Annotated in this window: 17 protein-coding genes; 5 read left to right on the top strand and 12 right to left on the bottom strand. The window is 40.3% G+C overall.

All coding sequences use genetic code 11. The features are described from left to right. Positions 1 to 92: 92 nt before the first annotated feature. From HMPREF1149_RS07320 to hisS, 3 genes are all read right to left on the bottom strand, one after another. A complete protein-coding gene (locus HMPREF1149_RS07320; protein WP_000832176.1) occupies positions 93 to 311 on the bottom strand; it encodes a hypothetical protein in 219 nt (72 codons plus the stop codon). Positions 312 to 328: 17 nt separating this feature from the next. Further along, positions 329 to 970, bottom strand: coding sequence for a CPBP family intramembrane glutamic endopeptidase (locus HMPREF1149_RS07315; protein ID WP_001050642.1), 642 nt, complete (start codon positions 968 to 970; stop codon positions 329 to 331). Between the two features lie 221 nt (positions 971 to 1,191). Further along, positions 1,192 to 2,472, bottom strand: coding sequence for a histidine--tRNA ligase (hisS, locus tag HMPREF1149_RS07305; protein WP_000775897.1), 1,281 nt, complete (start codon positions 2,470 to 2,472; stop codon positions 1,192 to 1,194). Positions 2,473 to 2,639: 167 nt separating this feature from the next. On the opposite strand from hisS, the gene HMPREF1149_RS07300 reads away from it, so the two are divergent. After that, positions 2,640 to 2,981 carry a metal-sulfur cluster assembly factor gene (locus tag HMPREF1149_RS07300; protein WP_001204050.1) on the top strand — a complete coding sequence of 114 codons (342 nt, stop codon included), beginning with the start codon at positions 2,640 to 2,642 and terminating at the stop codon, positions 2,979 to 2,981. Between the two features lie 174 nt (positions 2,982 to 3,155). Here the strand turns inward: HMPREF1149_RS07300 and ilvD are convergent, their stop codons facing one another. Continuing rightward, positions 3,156 to 4,859, bottom strand: coding sequence for a dihydroxy-acid dehydratase (gene ilvD / locus HMPREF1149_RS07295; RefSeq protein WP_000137336.1), 1,704 nt, complete (start codon positions 4,857 to 4,859; stop codon positions 3,156 to 3,158). Between the two features lie 216 nt (positions 4,860 to 5,075). On the opposite strand from ilvD, the gene rpmF reads away from it, so the two are divergent. The 3 genes from rpmF (at position 5,076) to HMPREF1149_RS07280 (ending at position 6,020) form a co-directional block, all read left to right on the top strand. Then, positions 5,076 to 5,258, top strand: a complete 183-nt coding sequence (gene rpmF / locus HMPREF1149_RS07290; protein ID WP_000290417.1) for a 50S ribosomal protein L32 — start codon at positions 5,076 to 5,078, stop codon at positions 5,256 to 5,258. A 15-nt stretch (positions 5,259 to 5,273) separates the two neighbouring features. Continuing rightward, positions 5,274 to 5,423 carry a 50S ribosomal protein L33 gene (rpmG, locus tag HMPREF1149_RS07285; RefSeq protein WP_001265622.1) on the top strand — a complete coding sequence of 50 codons (150 nt, stop codon included), beginning with the start codon at positions 5,274 to 5,276 and terminating at the stop codon, positions 5,421 to 5,423. 78 nt (positions 5,424 to 5,501) lie between these two features. Continuing rightward, on the top strand, positions 5,502 to 6,020 hold the full coding sequence (locus HMPREF1149_RS07280) for an HXXEE domain-containing protein (protein WP_000145156.1): 519 nt from the start codon (positions 5,502 to 5,504) through the stop codon (positions 6,018 to 6,020). Positions 6,021 to 6,151: 131 nt separating this feature from the next. On the opposite strand, the gene rpsD is transcribed toward HMPREF1149_RS07280, so the two are convergent. The 3 genes from rpsD to HMPREF1149_RS07265 form a co-directional block, all read right to left on the bottom strand. Beyond that, complete coding sequence (gene rpsD / locus HMPREF1149_RS07275; protein WP_000092756.1) at positions 6,152 to 6,763, bottom strand: 30S ribosomal protein S4; 612 nt, start codon at positions 6,761 to 6,763, stop codon at positions 6,152 to 6,154. A gap of 248 nt (positions 6,764 to 7,011) precedes the next feature. Beyond that, positions 7,012 to 7,419, bottom strand: coding sequence for a hypothetical protein (locus HMPREF1149_RS07270; RefSeq protein WP_000395826.1), 408 nt, complete (start codon positions 7,417 to 7,419; stop codon positions 7,012 to 7,014). A gap of 99 nt (positions 7,420 to 7,518) precedes the next feature. Beyond that, positions 7,519 to 8,265, bottom strand: a complete 747-nt coding sequence (locus HMPREF1149_RS07265) for a LysR family transcriptional regulator (RefSeq protein WP_001010302.1) — start codon at positions 8,263 to 8,265, stop codon at positions 7,519 to 7,521. A 108-nt stretch (positions 8,266 to 8,373) separates the two neighbouring features. Here HMPREF1149_RS07265 and HMPREF1149_RS07260 point away from each other — a divergent pair, with 108 nt between their 5' ends. Next, the gene (locus HMPREF1149_RS07260; protein ID WP_001148704.1) at positions 8,374 to 8,892 is read left to right on the top strand and encodes a DUF4865 family protein; all 519 of its coding nucleotides are present in this window, start codon (positions 8,374 to 8,376) and stop codon (positions 8,890 to 8,892) included. A gap of 160 nt (positions 8,893 to 9,052) precedes the next feature. Here HMPREF1149_RS07260 and HMPREF1149_RS0102040 read toward each other — a convergent pair whose 3' ends face one another. From HMPREF1149_RS0102040 to HMPREF1149_RS07240, 5 genes are all read right to left on the bottom strand, one after another. Then, a complete protein-coding gene (locus HMPREF1149_RS0102040) occupies positions 9,053 to 9,544 on the bottom strand; it encodes a replication initiator protein A (protein ID WP_001248997.1) in 492 nt (163 codons plus the stop codon). 3 nt (positions 9,545 to 9,547) lie between these two features. Next, entirely contained in the window at positions 9,548 to 9,715 is a 168-nt protein-coding gene (locus tag HMPREF1149_RS11495; protein WP_001253215.1) for a hypothetical protein, read from the bottom strand. Positions 9,716 to 9,810: 95 nt separating this feature from the next. Next, entirely contained in the window at positions 9,811 to 10,845 is a 1,035-nt protein-coding gene (locus HMPREF1149_RS07250; protein ID WP_000769389.1) for a sensor histidine kinase, read from the bottom strand. Then, the gene (locus tag HMPREF1149_RS07245; RefSeq protein ID WP_000751220.1) at positions 10,842 to 11,540 is read right to left on the bottom strand and encodes a response regulator transcription factor; all 699 of its coding nucleotides are present in this window, start codon (positions 11,538 to 11,540) and stop codon (positions 10,842 to 10,844) included. Before HMPREF1149_RS07245 ends, HMPREF1149_RS07250 begins: the two co-directional genes overlap by 4 nt. A gap of 80 nt (positions 11,541 to 11,620) precedes the next feature. After that, the coding region (locus HMPREF1149_RS07240; protein ID WP_000485305.1) for an SSURE domain-containing protein at positions 11,621 to 13,228 on the bottom strand (1,608 nt) is incomplete at its 5' end.

Genomic DNA, 13,228 nt, shown 5'->3' with positions numbered 1-13,228 from the left:
AAATCAGCAGAAAAGTTTGATTGTCTTTAGAAATCAAAACGAACAGACAAAAAAGCCGATGAAAACGTCATCGAATTCTCTGATTATGATTCTTAACCTTTTTTACGCTTTTCAGCAATCTCAGCTGCCTTTTTAGGTAGAACAATCTCCGTCGCATAAGCCGAAGCAAAACGCAAGACACCTGCAATAGGCGCAAAGACAACTGCTAGATAGTTGTAAAAGAAGTCGCCTTTAAAGGCATAGGCAAGTGCCCCGATGATAAAGAAGAGAACGACCGCCTGTATCACTGCTAATAAAATTACTCGTTTCATGTGACCTCCTGACTCTATTATAGCATGAGTATCATCAAAAAGCCGATTAAATTATTCAAAGCGTGTAAGGAAATGCTGTAAAGAAGACCTTTTCGGCTTATATAAGCCAGTCCCAAACTCAATCCCAGACTAGCATAAACTAAAAACTGTTGCAAAGTCCCTGGAAAATGAATCAAGGCAAAAAGCACACTTGATACGAGGAGAAACAGAGCTGTCTGTTTGCTGTTGTTTTGCTTAGGAAAGAGATAGCGCGCCAGCATCCCTCTAAAGATGAGTTCTTCCGTCAGAGGAGCAAAGACTACCACCATAAAGAAACCAAATACAGGCTGAGCAACTGTCAATTGTGATACGATTTGTTGGTTGACTGACGGATCTTCTGGCAAAAAGAACTGGGCTGTAATCGCCACTAGCAAAACCAGAGTAGGCAACCAGATATAACGATTAAAAGCTGTTGTCTGGATGCTAACCTTTTCTGTCTGATACCATCTGTAAACTCCATAAACATAGGCCCCTGACAGAGCGATATAGAGTGGCAAGACTCCAAAGATTGAAGCCCCTAGTCCAAGAGCTGACAGCGCCGTACTCTGAACCAGACCATAGCCAAAGAAAAAGGATAGAACAGCTAGAAGAAACCAGCCAAGATTTTTAAGTAAGTTCATATGGGCCTCCTATTTGAAATGAAGTCTTACCATTGTTATTTGCATTATTTTGATAAAAATGTGGAATACAGTCGCAACTAAAAGGGCTAATAAGCGAATTCCTCTTGCAAAAATAGAAACGGTAGTAATGGTTTTATAAAGATATTTTTGAGCAAGCGAAAGCAATGTTAATCCTAGGAAAAAGAGAGTCAGGAATAAGATCCTGACCAGTTTATCTGTCATTAAAATCCTAATTTTTCAAATACTTCTGAAAAGTTTTGGCTGATAGCATCAAGCGTAACGTCCACTTCTTCTCGGGTTTGGTTGTTCTTAACAGTCACTTGTCCGCTTTCAACTTCACTCTCGCCTAGAGTAATGAGAGTCTTAGCCGCAAAGACATCGGCGGACTTGAATTGAGCTTTAAGCTTCCGGTTGAGGTAGTCACGTTCTGCTTTGAATCCTTGTTGGCGAAGGGCTTGTACCAATTCCAAGGCCTTAACATTTGCTCCTTCACCCAAGACTGCGATATAGATATCTAGGGCATTTTCGATAGGGAGGGCCACACCTTGCTTTTCAAGGATGAGAAGCAGGCGCTCTACACCAAGTCCAAAACCAAATCCAGCAGTCTCAGGGCCACCAAAGTAGGCAACCAAGCCATCGTAGCGACCACCCGCACAGACCGTCAAGTCATTGCCCTCAATCTCAGTGATGAACTCGAAAATCGTGTGGTTGTAATAGTCCAGACCGCGCACCATATTGGTATCGATGATATAGTCTACACCCAGATTTTCCAACATCTGACGCACAGCATCAAAGTGGGATTGGCTTTCTTCATCAAGGAAGTCCAAGATAGACGGCGCATTTTCTACTGCCACCTTGTCTTCTTTTTCCTTAGAGTCCAAGACACGGAGAGGATTTTCCTCCAAACGACGTTGGCTATCCTTCGACAAGGTCTCCTTGAGCGGTGTCAAATAGTCGATCAAGGCTTGACGGTAGGCTGCACGACTCTCAGGATTTCCAAGAGTATTAAGATGCAATTTGACACCTTGGATGCCGATTTCTTTTAAGAAATGAGCTGCCATAGCGATGGTCTCCACATCGGTAGCTGGATTGCTAGAGCCAAAGCACTCAACACCAATCTGGTGGAACTGACGCAAACGACCTGCTTGTGGACGCTCATAACGGAACATAGGGCCCATGTAGTAGAACTTACTTGGCTTTTGCACTTCTGGGGCGAAGAGTTTATTTTCCACATAAGAGCGGACAACGGGCGCAGTTCCTTCTGGACGGAGGGTAATATGGCGGTCACCCTTGTCATAAAAATCGTACATTTCCTTGGTTACGATATCCGTTGTATCTCCGACAGAGCGGCTGATGACCTCGTAATGCTCAAAAATAGGCGTGCGCACTTCTGCATAGTTATAGCGCTTGAAAATTTCACGGGCAAAGCCCTCAACGTACTGCCATTTAACAGACTCAGCAGGTAAAATATCCTGCGTTCCTTTTGGTTTTTGTAATTTCATAGGGAATCCTCTTTAAACTTAATAGTCTTATTTTACCATAAATAAAGGGATTAAAACAGTGAGAGGAGAAAATCGCAAGAGAGTCTTTTCAGAAAATTCATCAAAAACTTGCCAAATTGTCAGAATTATGAGAAAATAGAGGATATTTATCACGTGGAGGGACTGTTATGAGAGACGATATCAAAATCAATGACCGCGCTTTGGCCTTGCAAGATCAAATTATCGATAAACTAGAGAAGGTTTTTGATACAGATGTGGAATTGGATGTTTACAATCTAGGGCTGATTTATGAAATCAATCTGGACGAAACGGGTCTCTGCAAGATTGTCATGACCTTCACTGACACTGCCTGTGATTGCGCCGAAAGCCTGCCTATCGAAATCGTCGCAGGTCTAAAACAAATCGAGGGTATCGAAGATGTCAAGGTTGAAGTGACCTGGTCGCCTGCCTGGAAGATTACACGAATCAGTCGCTACGGCCGTATTGCCCTTGGGCTACCGCCTCGTTAATACTCTTCAAAAATCTCTTCAAACCACGTCAGCTTTATCTCCAACCTCAAAGCTGTGCTTTGAGCAACCTGCGCCTAGCTTTCTAGTTTGCTCTTTGATTTTTATTGAGTATAAGCAGTCAAATCACTTTTGAAGATGAAAAGAAGCAAGCCGAGATTGGCTTGCTTTTTGAGTTTATTTTTTACCTGACTTGTCCATATTCCAGAAGTCTGTCACGGCTCCGCGTGAAGCGGATGATACGATGTGGGCATATTTACCGAGAACACCACGGCTGTAAAGAGGTGGCAAGGTTGTTTCTGCCTTGCGTTTTTCAAGTTCTTCTTCGGATACGGCCATGGAAATTTCTTTGGTATCTTGGTCAACCGTAACGATGTCACCTGTACGAAGGTAAGCAATCGGTCCACCATCCTGAGCTTCAGGAGCAATATGTCCAACAACCAGACCATAAGTACCACCAGAGAAACGGCCATCCGTCAAGAGGGCAACCTTGTCTCCTTGACCTTTACCAACGATCATGGATGAAAGTGACAGCATCTCAGGCATACCTGGACCACCCTTCGGTCCAACAAAACGGACAACGACTACATCGCCATCAACAATTTCATCTGTCAGAACAGCCTGAATAGCATCTTCTTCTGAGTCAAAGACCTTAGCCGGTCCAACGTGACGACGCACTTTCACACCTGATACCTTGGCAACCGCTCCATCAGGGGCTAGGTTCCCGTTCAAGATGATAAGCGGACCGTCTGCACGTTTTGGATTTTCAAGTGGCATAATGACTTTTTGACCTGGTGTAAGGTCTGCAAAGTCAGCCAAGTTCTCAGCGACGGTCTTACCAGTACATGTGATGCGGTCGCCATGAAGGAATCCATTTGCCAACAAGTACTTCATAACCGCAGGTACACCACCGACTTCGTAGAGGTCTTGGAAGACATACTGACCAGAAGGTTTCAAGTCGGCCAAGTGAGGCACACATTCTTGGATCGTATTGAAGTCTTCAAGTGACAAGTCAACATTGGCGGCATGGGCAATGGCAAGCAAGTGAAGAGTGGCATTGGTAGAACCACCAAGAGCCATAGTTACAGTGATAGCATCTTCAAAGGCTTCACGAGTCAAGATATCAGATGGTTTGAGACCAAGTTCCAGCATCTTAACAACAGCACGTCCTGCAGCTTCGATATCTTCTTTCTTATCAGCTGATTCAGCTGGGTGAGATGAAGATCCTGGCAAACTCATACCGAGAACTTCGATAGCTGTCGCCATGGTATTAGCTGTATACATCCCGCCACAGCCACCAGGGCCCGGGCAGGCATTACATTCAAGACGTTTCACGTCCTCAGCTGTCATGTCACCGTGGTTCCATTTTCCGATACCTTCAAAGACAGACACCAAGTCAATGTCTTTTCCATCAAGATTTCCCGGTGCAATGGTACCACCATAGGCGAAAATAGCTGGAATATCCATATTAGCAATGGCGATCATGGAACCAGGCATGTTCTTGTCACAACCACCGATGGCTACAAAGGCATCGACGTTATGACCACCCATAGCAGCTTCGATAGAATCCGCAATAATATCACGAGATGTTAGAGAGAAGCGCATACCAGGCGTTCCCATGGCAATCCCGTCCGCTACGGTAATGGTACCAAACTGAACAGGCCAAGCGCCCGCAGATTTGACACCTTCTTTCGCCAATTTCCCGAAATCATGCAAGTGGATGTTACATGGTGTATTTTCCGCCCAAGTCGAAATCACTCCCACAATCGGTGTTTCAAAGTCCTTATCTGTCATACCAGTCGCACGCAGCATGGCACGGTTTGGTAATTTAACCATGCTGTCATAAATGCTACTGCGGTGACGTTTATCTAATTCAGTCATCTTATCCCTCCCATTTCAGTTTTTACTATTATAGCACATTTCAAAAGCAATGAACAGAAGAAAATTCTTGAATTTTCAGAAAATTCCGATCAACAACTTCTAATTTTTTCATCTTTTTTTGTCAAGTAACTTTACTTTACAAAAAAGTTTTGATATACTATTAAAGTTGATGAAAATCAAACCTAACTGAATTATATCTTAAAAGGAGAAATCAAAATGGCAGTACCTGCACGTCGCACTTCAAAAGCGAAGAAAAACAAACGTCGTACACACTACAAAGTAACAGCTCCATCTGTAAACTTTGACGAAACTACTGGAGATTACTCACGTTCTCACCGTGTATCACTTAAAGGATACTACAAAGGACGTAAAATCGCTAAAGCTGCATCAGCTGAATAATAGAAGGGAGATACCATGCGCGTAAATATCACACTTGAACACAAAGAATCTGGTGAACGCTTGTACCTTACTTCTAAAAACAAACGTAACACTCCAGACCGTCTTCAATTGAAGAAATACTCACCAAAACTTCGCAAACACGTAGTGTTTACAGAGGTTAAATAAGCACACCTAACTCAAAACGCCTTACTGGGCGTTTTTTGCTTTATTGGTTAGCAATCTATAGCTTTTCAGGAGAGATTTATGACATTTTATCTTTGGATGTTCCCTCTACTCTTTATCTTTCACGATATGGAAGAAATTATCGGTCTTGTCCCTTGGATTCACCTCAACGAAACCTTGCTGGCTCAAAAGGCTCCAGCTATTCTCAAGATTCACAAAGGGATTACAACAGAGGGATTTGCCCTTGCTGTTTTTGAGGAGTTTATTCTTGTCTTATCCATCACTTTATTAGCGTATCTTACTCAATCTAGAGCGCTCGAATTAGTTTGGTTAGGAGGATTTGTGGCCTTTGCACTCCATCTCTTGCTCCATATTGGACAATCAATTCTTCTCCGTAAGTATATCCCTGCTCTCATCACTTCTATCCTTTGTTTTCCTATCAGTGCTTATTTGATTACAGACATTGTACATTTATGGCGAGTTTCGACTAGCGAATTTTTCCTATTTTCACTGGTCGCTTCAGGCATCGTCATCATCAATCTCCTCTTTGCTCTCTGGCTTGGGAAAAAATATTCCATCTGGCTTGCCCATCACCATTAACAAAACTTCCTTGCAATTTCATTTTGCAGGGAGTTTTTTTATCCTCCTTCACAGTTAAGAAGTGTTCTATAGTTTTTAAGACAAAGCAAAAAGCCCACTGTTGTAGGCTTTCTGTAAGATATTTCTTAAAATTAAAGCATTTTGTTGTAGAATTCAACGACAAGTGCTTCGTTGATTTCTGGGTTGATTTCGTCGCGTTCTGGCAAGCGAGTCAATGAACCTTCCAATTTTTCAGCGTCGAATGATACGAATGCTGGACGTCCAAGAGTAGCTTCTACTGCTTCAAGGATAGCTGGAACTTTCAATGATTTTTCACGAACTGAGATCACTTGACCTGGAGTTACGCGGTATGATGGGATATCAACACGTTTTCCGTCAACAAGGATGTGACCGTGGTTTACAAATTGACGAGCTTGACGACGAGTAGTCGCAAGACCAAGACGGTAAACAACGTTATCCAAACGACGTTCCAAAAGAAGCATGAAGTTGAAACCTAGGATTCCGCCTTTGATTTTTGTAGCTTGTACGAACAAGTTACGGAATTGCTTTTCACCTACACCGTAAGTGAAACGAAGTTTTTGTTTTTCAGCCAATTGCAAACCGTATTCTGACAATTTAGAACGGTTGTTTGGTCCGTGTTGTCCTGGTACGTAGTTACGACGTGCCAATTCTTTACCTGTACCTGTAAGTGAAAGGCCAAGGCGACGAGCTTGTTTCCAAGATGGTCCTGTATAACGTGACATATGTATGTCCTCCTGATATAAATAATATTTCGGTGGAAATAGTCACTTAGAAAGCCCTGATTCGTGCAGATGCCCTTCGCCTAAACAGCCAAGGTTACTTGTCATAAGACACCTGTTGACGAGCTTCATGCTTTCCTGCTGCTATTTCACACAAAGGCTATTGTACCATGAAAAGCTAGATTTGTAAAGGGATTTATAAGTTGAACTAAATTATTTTAATATTGCAGTGTCAACAAACAGCACTCACTCTATCTTTCTAAGTGGTTTTTTAGAATGAAAATAGAGTGAGGAACATCTGAAAAGACCTGACTTAAAAATTCTAGATGTTGCTTGTCTTCACTATTCAAAGATACAGTATGTTTTACATTTACAGTGCCATCATTATTCTCAATAATTTGATGACCAAAAAGAATATCACCGAATGGAGTTACTGTTTTATCCCAAAATTCTTCAAGAGGTTTTACAAGCGTGAGGTGATATTCCATAGGGGGCATTCCTTCGAGTTCCATAGTTCCGTATGAACCCGTCTCAAATCCACCTTTTAATGTAATATTTTTTAAATCTTCTTCCCAATCATACCACTTTTCAATATTTTCATAGTAGGCCCATACATCTTCTTTTGATGCTCTTATGTTTAAACTAAAACTAAATTCCATTTTGACACTCCTTTTAATATAAGTGTACTTATTATAAAACAACTTATAATGTTTGTCAAATGATTTTTCATCATAGCATTAGCATTTCTTCTAAATGGGCTACCTGCTTTGGTCCTGCTTTTCATACTGATAAAATGGGATAAGAACGATGTCTTGGTCGTATGGCTTGATATTCGCTCTCTTATTTAGCCATTTAGGCAATAGTGCAATTCCTTTCCCGTTTTCAACTAAGCTGATAATATTCTCAAAAGAATCAATTTCTACAACTGATTTTAAATGAGTAAACTTCATTAAGCTTTGTTTTCTAAAAGGGCAATTTTTATCTTTATTAACGAATATAGGCATTTCCTCAGTAGCCTTTATATTGCTCGAACAAGCATAAACTGACTCGATATGCCCGATAATCTCATCATAATGCTTTAAATTTTCAATTTTTTGAAAGCAAAAAATTTTATCAAAGTCTTCCTGATGAGCAATGATTGGTATATCCGAAGTTTTTTGGATATTGATCTCACTTTTATTCAAATCAATTGTTTGTGAATTATTAATATCGTGATTAAATAACAATTCTGAAATTAAGATGGATATTTTCGAGGTTTCACATTTCTTTTTTAATTTCTCTAAATTGTTAGAAGTTTCCTTACAAAATTGATAAAATAAGTCTCCACTTTCTGTCGGGACTAAACCATTATATTTTCTGTAAAATAATTTCGTATCTAATTCAGTTTCAAGCACTTTCAATCTAGCGCTGAGATTAGATTGTGCATATTGTAAGATCTTTGAACTTTTGTTTATTGATCTTGTCTCATAGATCGTCACAAAAATGCTCATATCATTAAAATTCATTTAAAACACCTTATCACTTTTTGTGATAATTATATCATTTTTAAGTATTATTCAACATGATATAAATCATTTATACTGTGAATAGTTAATTAGAAAAGAGGTACCGCAATGCAAGCAATGCAATATACTATAAAATTACCAGCAGATTATGATATGGATATCATTAGACAACGTGTCCGAAATACAGGTCATTTGATGGATGGATTCGACGATTTGTTTTTCAAAGTTTATTTAATCTCTGAAAAATCTGAAGGCCAATTATTTAACAGTTACTGTCCGCTATATATTTGGAAAAATACCAACGGAATGACAAAATTCATATTTGATGGCTACTTTGATCATATTTTAAATTCGTTTGGCTGGCAAAATATTGAAATCGGAATAACTTCATCAGTCGAAATATCTGATCATTTTGACTCAAGTAAATATGCTACATTAGAAGTCATTGATATAGAAGAATCTGAAAGTTTAAAATCCTTTACCATTCACGAGCAAATGCAAAACAACGAAAGTGGCAAAGCCGTTATTTTCAATCCTGATAAATGGAAAAAATGTATCTTTACTTTTTATACCAATAAACCCGACACACAACTACCAACATTTGAAATTTTGCACATTTCACAATAAGCGCTTATGATAAGTTATAGGGAAACGCCTGAGTAAACACTTCTTCAGTATTTTGCACACTATGATAGTATACTTGCTCTTCCCAAAATTGTATGACCTTTACTGTCATCGGCTAAATGAAAAAATCGTTACGACATGTAACGATTTTTTGGCTATGCTATTAACTCAATTCGGCGATAATAGCCTTGAGCTGGTCTTTGGTGTAAACACCAGCCCCGTATAAATCTGACACCCCCCTAGTGTCAGATTTGAAATCACCTGATTTATCAACCATTCTAGCAACTGTGTCATCTTGTAAGAGACCAAGGTAAATTCGATTAGCTAGATTTCCTGATTTACTTGTAGATTGTTGAACCTCATGAATTAATCCATACTCTGTGAGTTGCTTCTTAATTCTTAATAGAGTAGATTTTGAACAGTTAAGGATCTTCATCAAATTAGAGTTAGAATATACCAAATAGATATTTCCATCTTCATCAATCCAATTATTCTTGAAAGAAAGATCTAGTCTATCTTTAAGCATAGCATAAGCGGCTTTTGCATCTAACCTCATATCTTCATAAATAGGATTTTCAAACAAAACCTTTGGTAAGGCATAAAAGCGATCAGATGTCTGATAATGGCTGGCACTAATAAACTGAATTTGTCTCATCAATTACACCTCTTTCAGTCTAAAGTCACCGTTCGCGTTAAATCCTATCAATCCAAAGGCCTCAAGTTCTTCTATACTTGCTATTATTTCTTTTCGTATTGAACCTGTTTCCTTCATCAAAAACTGGATTATCATCTCTCTTGAAATTCTCTCCTTACTTTTTCGTCTCATAATTTTACCTCCCAAAACACAAAAAAGAGCTAACGGAATTTTCCGTTAACTCAATATTTTCTATTTACCTCAAAACCTAGACACTTACTACGCCTTTATTTCAAATTGAGGCTGAATGTAAACTTGCTTCCTAAGCCATATTGGCTTTCTGCTGTGATTTCGCCACCAAGCTGATGGGCTAGTTCGCGTGCAATCGCAAGTCCTAATCCATGTCCACCTGTCTTCATATTGCGCGAAGTTTCTACACGATAAAGTCGTTTAAAGATCTTTTCCAAATCTTCAGGAAGGATCCCCTGACCCTCGTCTTTCACACTGATTGTCAGCTCTTGTTCTGTTAATTGGGCAAGAACCTCGATTCTGGTTCCTGGTTCTGAATATTTAAAGGCATTGTTTAACAAATTGACCAGAATGCGAGAAAGTTTGTCAGAATGGCTCTTGATTTTCGCCGACTCAGGTGACACTTGAATGTAAACATCTCGCTCCTCTTGTTCAATCTGGAGTTGAAATTCACTCATTGACTCAATCAGCAACTGATCTAAAAAGACCTCTTCGACTTCTTCATCAGCAGTATCTTGAGGTTGTGTGTTCAGAGTCAAAACATCCAATTCCTCCACTAGCTTATTTAGACGCTCAGTTTGCCGACCAATCGTGGCTAAGTAGTGGAGTCGCTCCTCTTCCTTAATCACTCCATCTAGAATTCCCTCAACAGTAACCTGAATGGAGGTAATGGGAGTTTTAATATCGTGAGAGAGCTGCGCAATCATCATTCTCTTTTCTTGCTCGCTCTCATCAAGTGATTGAAAGGTAGCCTGCAAATTGTGGGACATGTCATTAAAAGCCTGGCCCAGCTCTTGAAATTCTAATGGGCCCTTTGTTTCAATTTCTGTGCTGAAATCCTTGCTTGCTATATCCTGAGCTTGTTTTTTCAAATGTTTCAGAGAAGAGAACACAGGCGACAAAAGAAAGATGCTCACTGCAGCGCCAATGAAACTAGCAATCAAGGTCATTCCAACTAGAAAGTAAACTTCACTTTTCTCAATCAACATTCGTTGGACTGCCCAGAAAACGACCAAAATCGTTAGTAGAGTCGACACTAGATACCCCACTAAAATATAGTTTTTTAATTTCATTTTCTACCTCTTGGTCTTTCCATCTTATAGCCCAAACCCCAGACAGTTTTGATAGCAGGAGCATTTGAATTTGTATACTTGGTCAACTCTTGCCTCAAAGCATGGATATGAACATTGAGTGTATTGGTATCATCCACATAGTCCTCTTGCCATACCTTCTCATAAAGTTCCGTCTTTGAAAAGACTCTCTCAGGATTGCTGGCCAATATCCATAGAAGCTCAAAGGATTTTACTGTCAATTCCAAAGGTTGCTCCCCAATGCGAACCTCATGAGTCACATGGTTGATCACTAAGTCACCAAACTCGATCTGTTCTGTTTCTCTTCCACGGCTAAGGCGACGCAAGATATTATTCACTCTTAAAACCAATTCGCGTGGGCTAAAGGGTTTGACTATAAAATCATCTGCCCCCAAACTTAAGCCATAAATTTTATCCTGTTCGCTTGTCTTAGCAGTTGTAAAGAGGAAGGGTTGATCCGGAGCGGTATACTGAACTTCACTGATAAAATCATAGCCATCCATATTGGGCATCATGATATCTGTGATAATGAGGTCGATAGATTTTTTTCTGAAAAGCTCTAATCCCTCCTTACCATCATGGGCGACCAAAACATCGTAACCTGCCTGTATAAGATAGCGGTGTTGAATATCTAGAATATCTATCTCATCATCAACCAGCAAAATTGTCTTTTTCATCTGACACTCCTTCGATAAAAACAGTGTTATACTTGCTTTAGTATAACACTATTTTCCCTAATGTTTAAGTGATTTGAATCTTAATCTTCTCGTTTGCTTGTCAAACCCAAAAGTCCAACAAGACCTGCCAAGGCTAGACCAAAGATACCAAGGCCAGCTGTAGCTGTTTTAGCTTCCCCAGTATTTGGTAGCATCGCTTTATCATCTTTTTTCATCATATTAGCCATTGGGCTAGAAGCTGGTTGATCGACCTTCATATCTGACATATGGTGATTTGTACCCATCATACCCTCAGTCGTACCTGTAGAGCCTGTTTCAGAAGGCTTCGTATTCATCTGACCTTGTTGAGATGGTATTGTCGCCATTTCTTTTCCACGAAGCTGAATCGTTACTTGACGAGTAGCAATCAGATTGGTCAAATCAGGTTTGCCATCTTTAGAACCATAGACTTTAACAGTAGCTAGGTATGTATGTGTTCCGTTAGCTCGAAGTTGATCCAGCAAGGCCTGACCATCTTTGCCAACCGTATTGCCATTCAAATCCACTTCGTAGAAATATTGACCTTTAGCCAAGCCTTCAAGTGGCAATAGAGCAGGATTTTTAGCTGTTCCGTTGTCTGACCATGGAGCTTTGTCTGAAGCTTTTAACAAGAGGCGAGTCAACATACCATCTCCACCAAAAGCTTCGTATGGAATAACTTGGTTGACACCGGCCAAGAATGGACCTGGAACATTTGCTTTTTCAAGGTAGCTAGCTGGAACATCAATGCTATTTTTGATGTTATTAGCAACAGAGTCTTTAACCTGATTTGGTGTGGTCAAGCCATTCAAATTAACAGTCAAATCTTTAGTCGCTACCAGATTAGTTAAGTCAGGCTTGCCGTCTTTTGCACCGTACACTTTGATGGTAGCTTTATAACTTTGAGTGCCGTTTTGTTTTAAGAGGTCAAGCAGCTCTTTATCTGATTTACCTTGAGTCCCTGCTAAATCCACTTCGTAGAAATATTGGCCTTTAGCCAAGCCTTCAAGTGGCAATAGAGCGGGATTTTTAGCCGTTCCGTTGTCTGACCATGGGGCTTTGTCTGAAGCTTTTAACAAGAGGCGAGTCAACATACCATCTCCACCAAAAGCTTCATATGGAATAACTTGGTTGACACCAGCTGTGAATGGTCCTGGGAAGTTGGCTCTATCCAAATAAGAAGCTGGGACGTCTACTGTATCTTTGGTGTTGTCAGCCACACCCTTTTGCACTTCAGCTGGGGTGGTCAAACCATTCAAGTTGATATCCAAATTTTTAGTTGCTACGAGATTAGTTAAGTCAGGTTTGCCATCTTTCGCACCGTACACCTTGATAGTAGCTTTGTAGCTTTGCGTACCATTTTGTTTCAAAAGGTCAAGCAACTCTTTATCTGATTTGCCTTGGGTGCCAGCCAAGTCCACTTCGTAGAAGTAAAGGCCTTTGCCCAATTTCTCTACTGGTGAGAGAGCCGGATTTTTAGCTGTTCCGTTGTCTGACCATGGAGTCTTATCAGAGGCTTTCAAGATAAGACGAGTCAACATGCCGTCACCACCAAAGGCTTCGTATGGAATGACTTGGTTGACACCAGCTGTAAATGGACCTGGGAAATTGGCTTTGTCAAGGTAGCTAGCTGGGACATCTACTGTATCTTTGGTATTGTCAGCCACACC

Origin of the sequence: Streptococcus sp. BS35b (assembly GCF_000286475.1) — a bacterium.
Lineage (GTDB): Bacteria > Bacillota > Bacilli > Lactobacillales > Streptococcaceae > Streptococcus > Streptococcus oralis_W.
The sequence above is the reverse complement of the archived record's forward strand: the minus strand, read 5'-3'. Positions and strand labels throughout refer to the sequence as shown.

Excerpts from the sequence above, each read along its gene's own strand:
- HMPREF1149_RS07320 (WP_000832176.1), bottom strand. The coding sequence starts at position 311 with ATGAAACGAGTAATTTTATTAGCAGTGATACAGGCGGTCGTTCTCTTC.
- HMPREF1149_RS07315 (WP_001050642.1), bottom strand. The coding sequence starts at position 970 with ATGAACTTACTTAAAAATCTTGGCTGGTTTCTTCTAGCTGTTCTATCC.
- hisS (WP_000775897.1), bottom strand. The coding sequence starts at position 2,472 with ATGAAATTACAAAAACCAAAAGGAACGCAGGATATTTTACCTGCTGAG.
- HMPREF1149_RS07300 (WP_001204050.1), top strand. The coding sequence starts at position 2,640 with ATGAGAGACGATATCAAAATCAATGACCGCGCTTTGGCCTTGCAAGAT.
- ilvD (WP_000137336.1), bottom strand. The coding sequence starts at position 4,859 with ATGACTGAATTAGATAAACGTCACCGCAGTAGCATTTATGACAGCATG.
- rpmF (WP_000290417.1), top strand. The coding sequence starts at position 5,076 with ATGGCAGTACCTGCACGTCGCACTTCAAAAGCGAAGAAAAACAAACGT.
- rpmG (WP_001265622.1), top strand. The coding sequence starts at position 5,274 with ATGCGCGTAAATATCACACTTGAACACAAAGAATCTGGTGAACGCTTG.
- HMPREF1149_RS07280 (WP_000145156.1), top strand. The coding sequence starts at position 5,502 with ATGACATTTTATCTTTGGATGTTCCCTCTACTCTTTATCTTTCACGAT.
- rpsD (WP_000092756.1), bottom strand. The coding sequence starts at position 6,763 with ATGTCACGTTATACAGGACCATCTTGGAAACAAGCTCGTCGCCTTGGC.
- HMPREF1149_RS07270 (WP_000395826.1), bottom strand. The coding sequence starts at position 7,419 with ATGGAATTTAGTTTTAGTTTAAACATAAGAGCATCAAAAGAAGATGTA.
- HMPREF1149_RS07265 (WP_001010302.1), bottom strand. The coding sequence starts at position 8,265 with ATGAATTTTAATGATATGAGCATTTTTGTGACGATCTATGAGACAAGA.
- HMPREF1149_RS07260 (WP_001148704.1), top strand. The coding sequence starts at position 8,374 with ATGCAAGCAATGCAATATACTATAAAATTACCAGCAGATTATGATATG.
- HMPREF1149_RS0102040 (WP_001248997.1), bottom strand. The coding sequence starts at position 9,544 with ATGAGACAAATTCAGTTTATTAGTGCCAGCCATTATCAGACATCTGAT.
- HMPREF1149_RS11495 (WP_001253215.1), bottom strand. The coding sequence starts at position 9,715 with ATGAGACGAAAAAGTAAGGAGAGAATTTCAAGAGAGATGATAATCCAG.
- HMPREF1149_RS07250 (WP_000769389.1), bottom strand. The coding sequence starts at position 10,845 with ATGAAATTAAAAAACTATATTTTAGTGGGGTATCTAGTGTCGACTCTA.
- HMPREF1149_RS07245 (WP_000751220.1), bottom strand. The coding sequence starts at position 11,540 with ATGAAAAAGACAATTTTGCTGGTTGATGATGAGATAGATATTCTAGAT.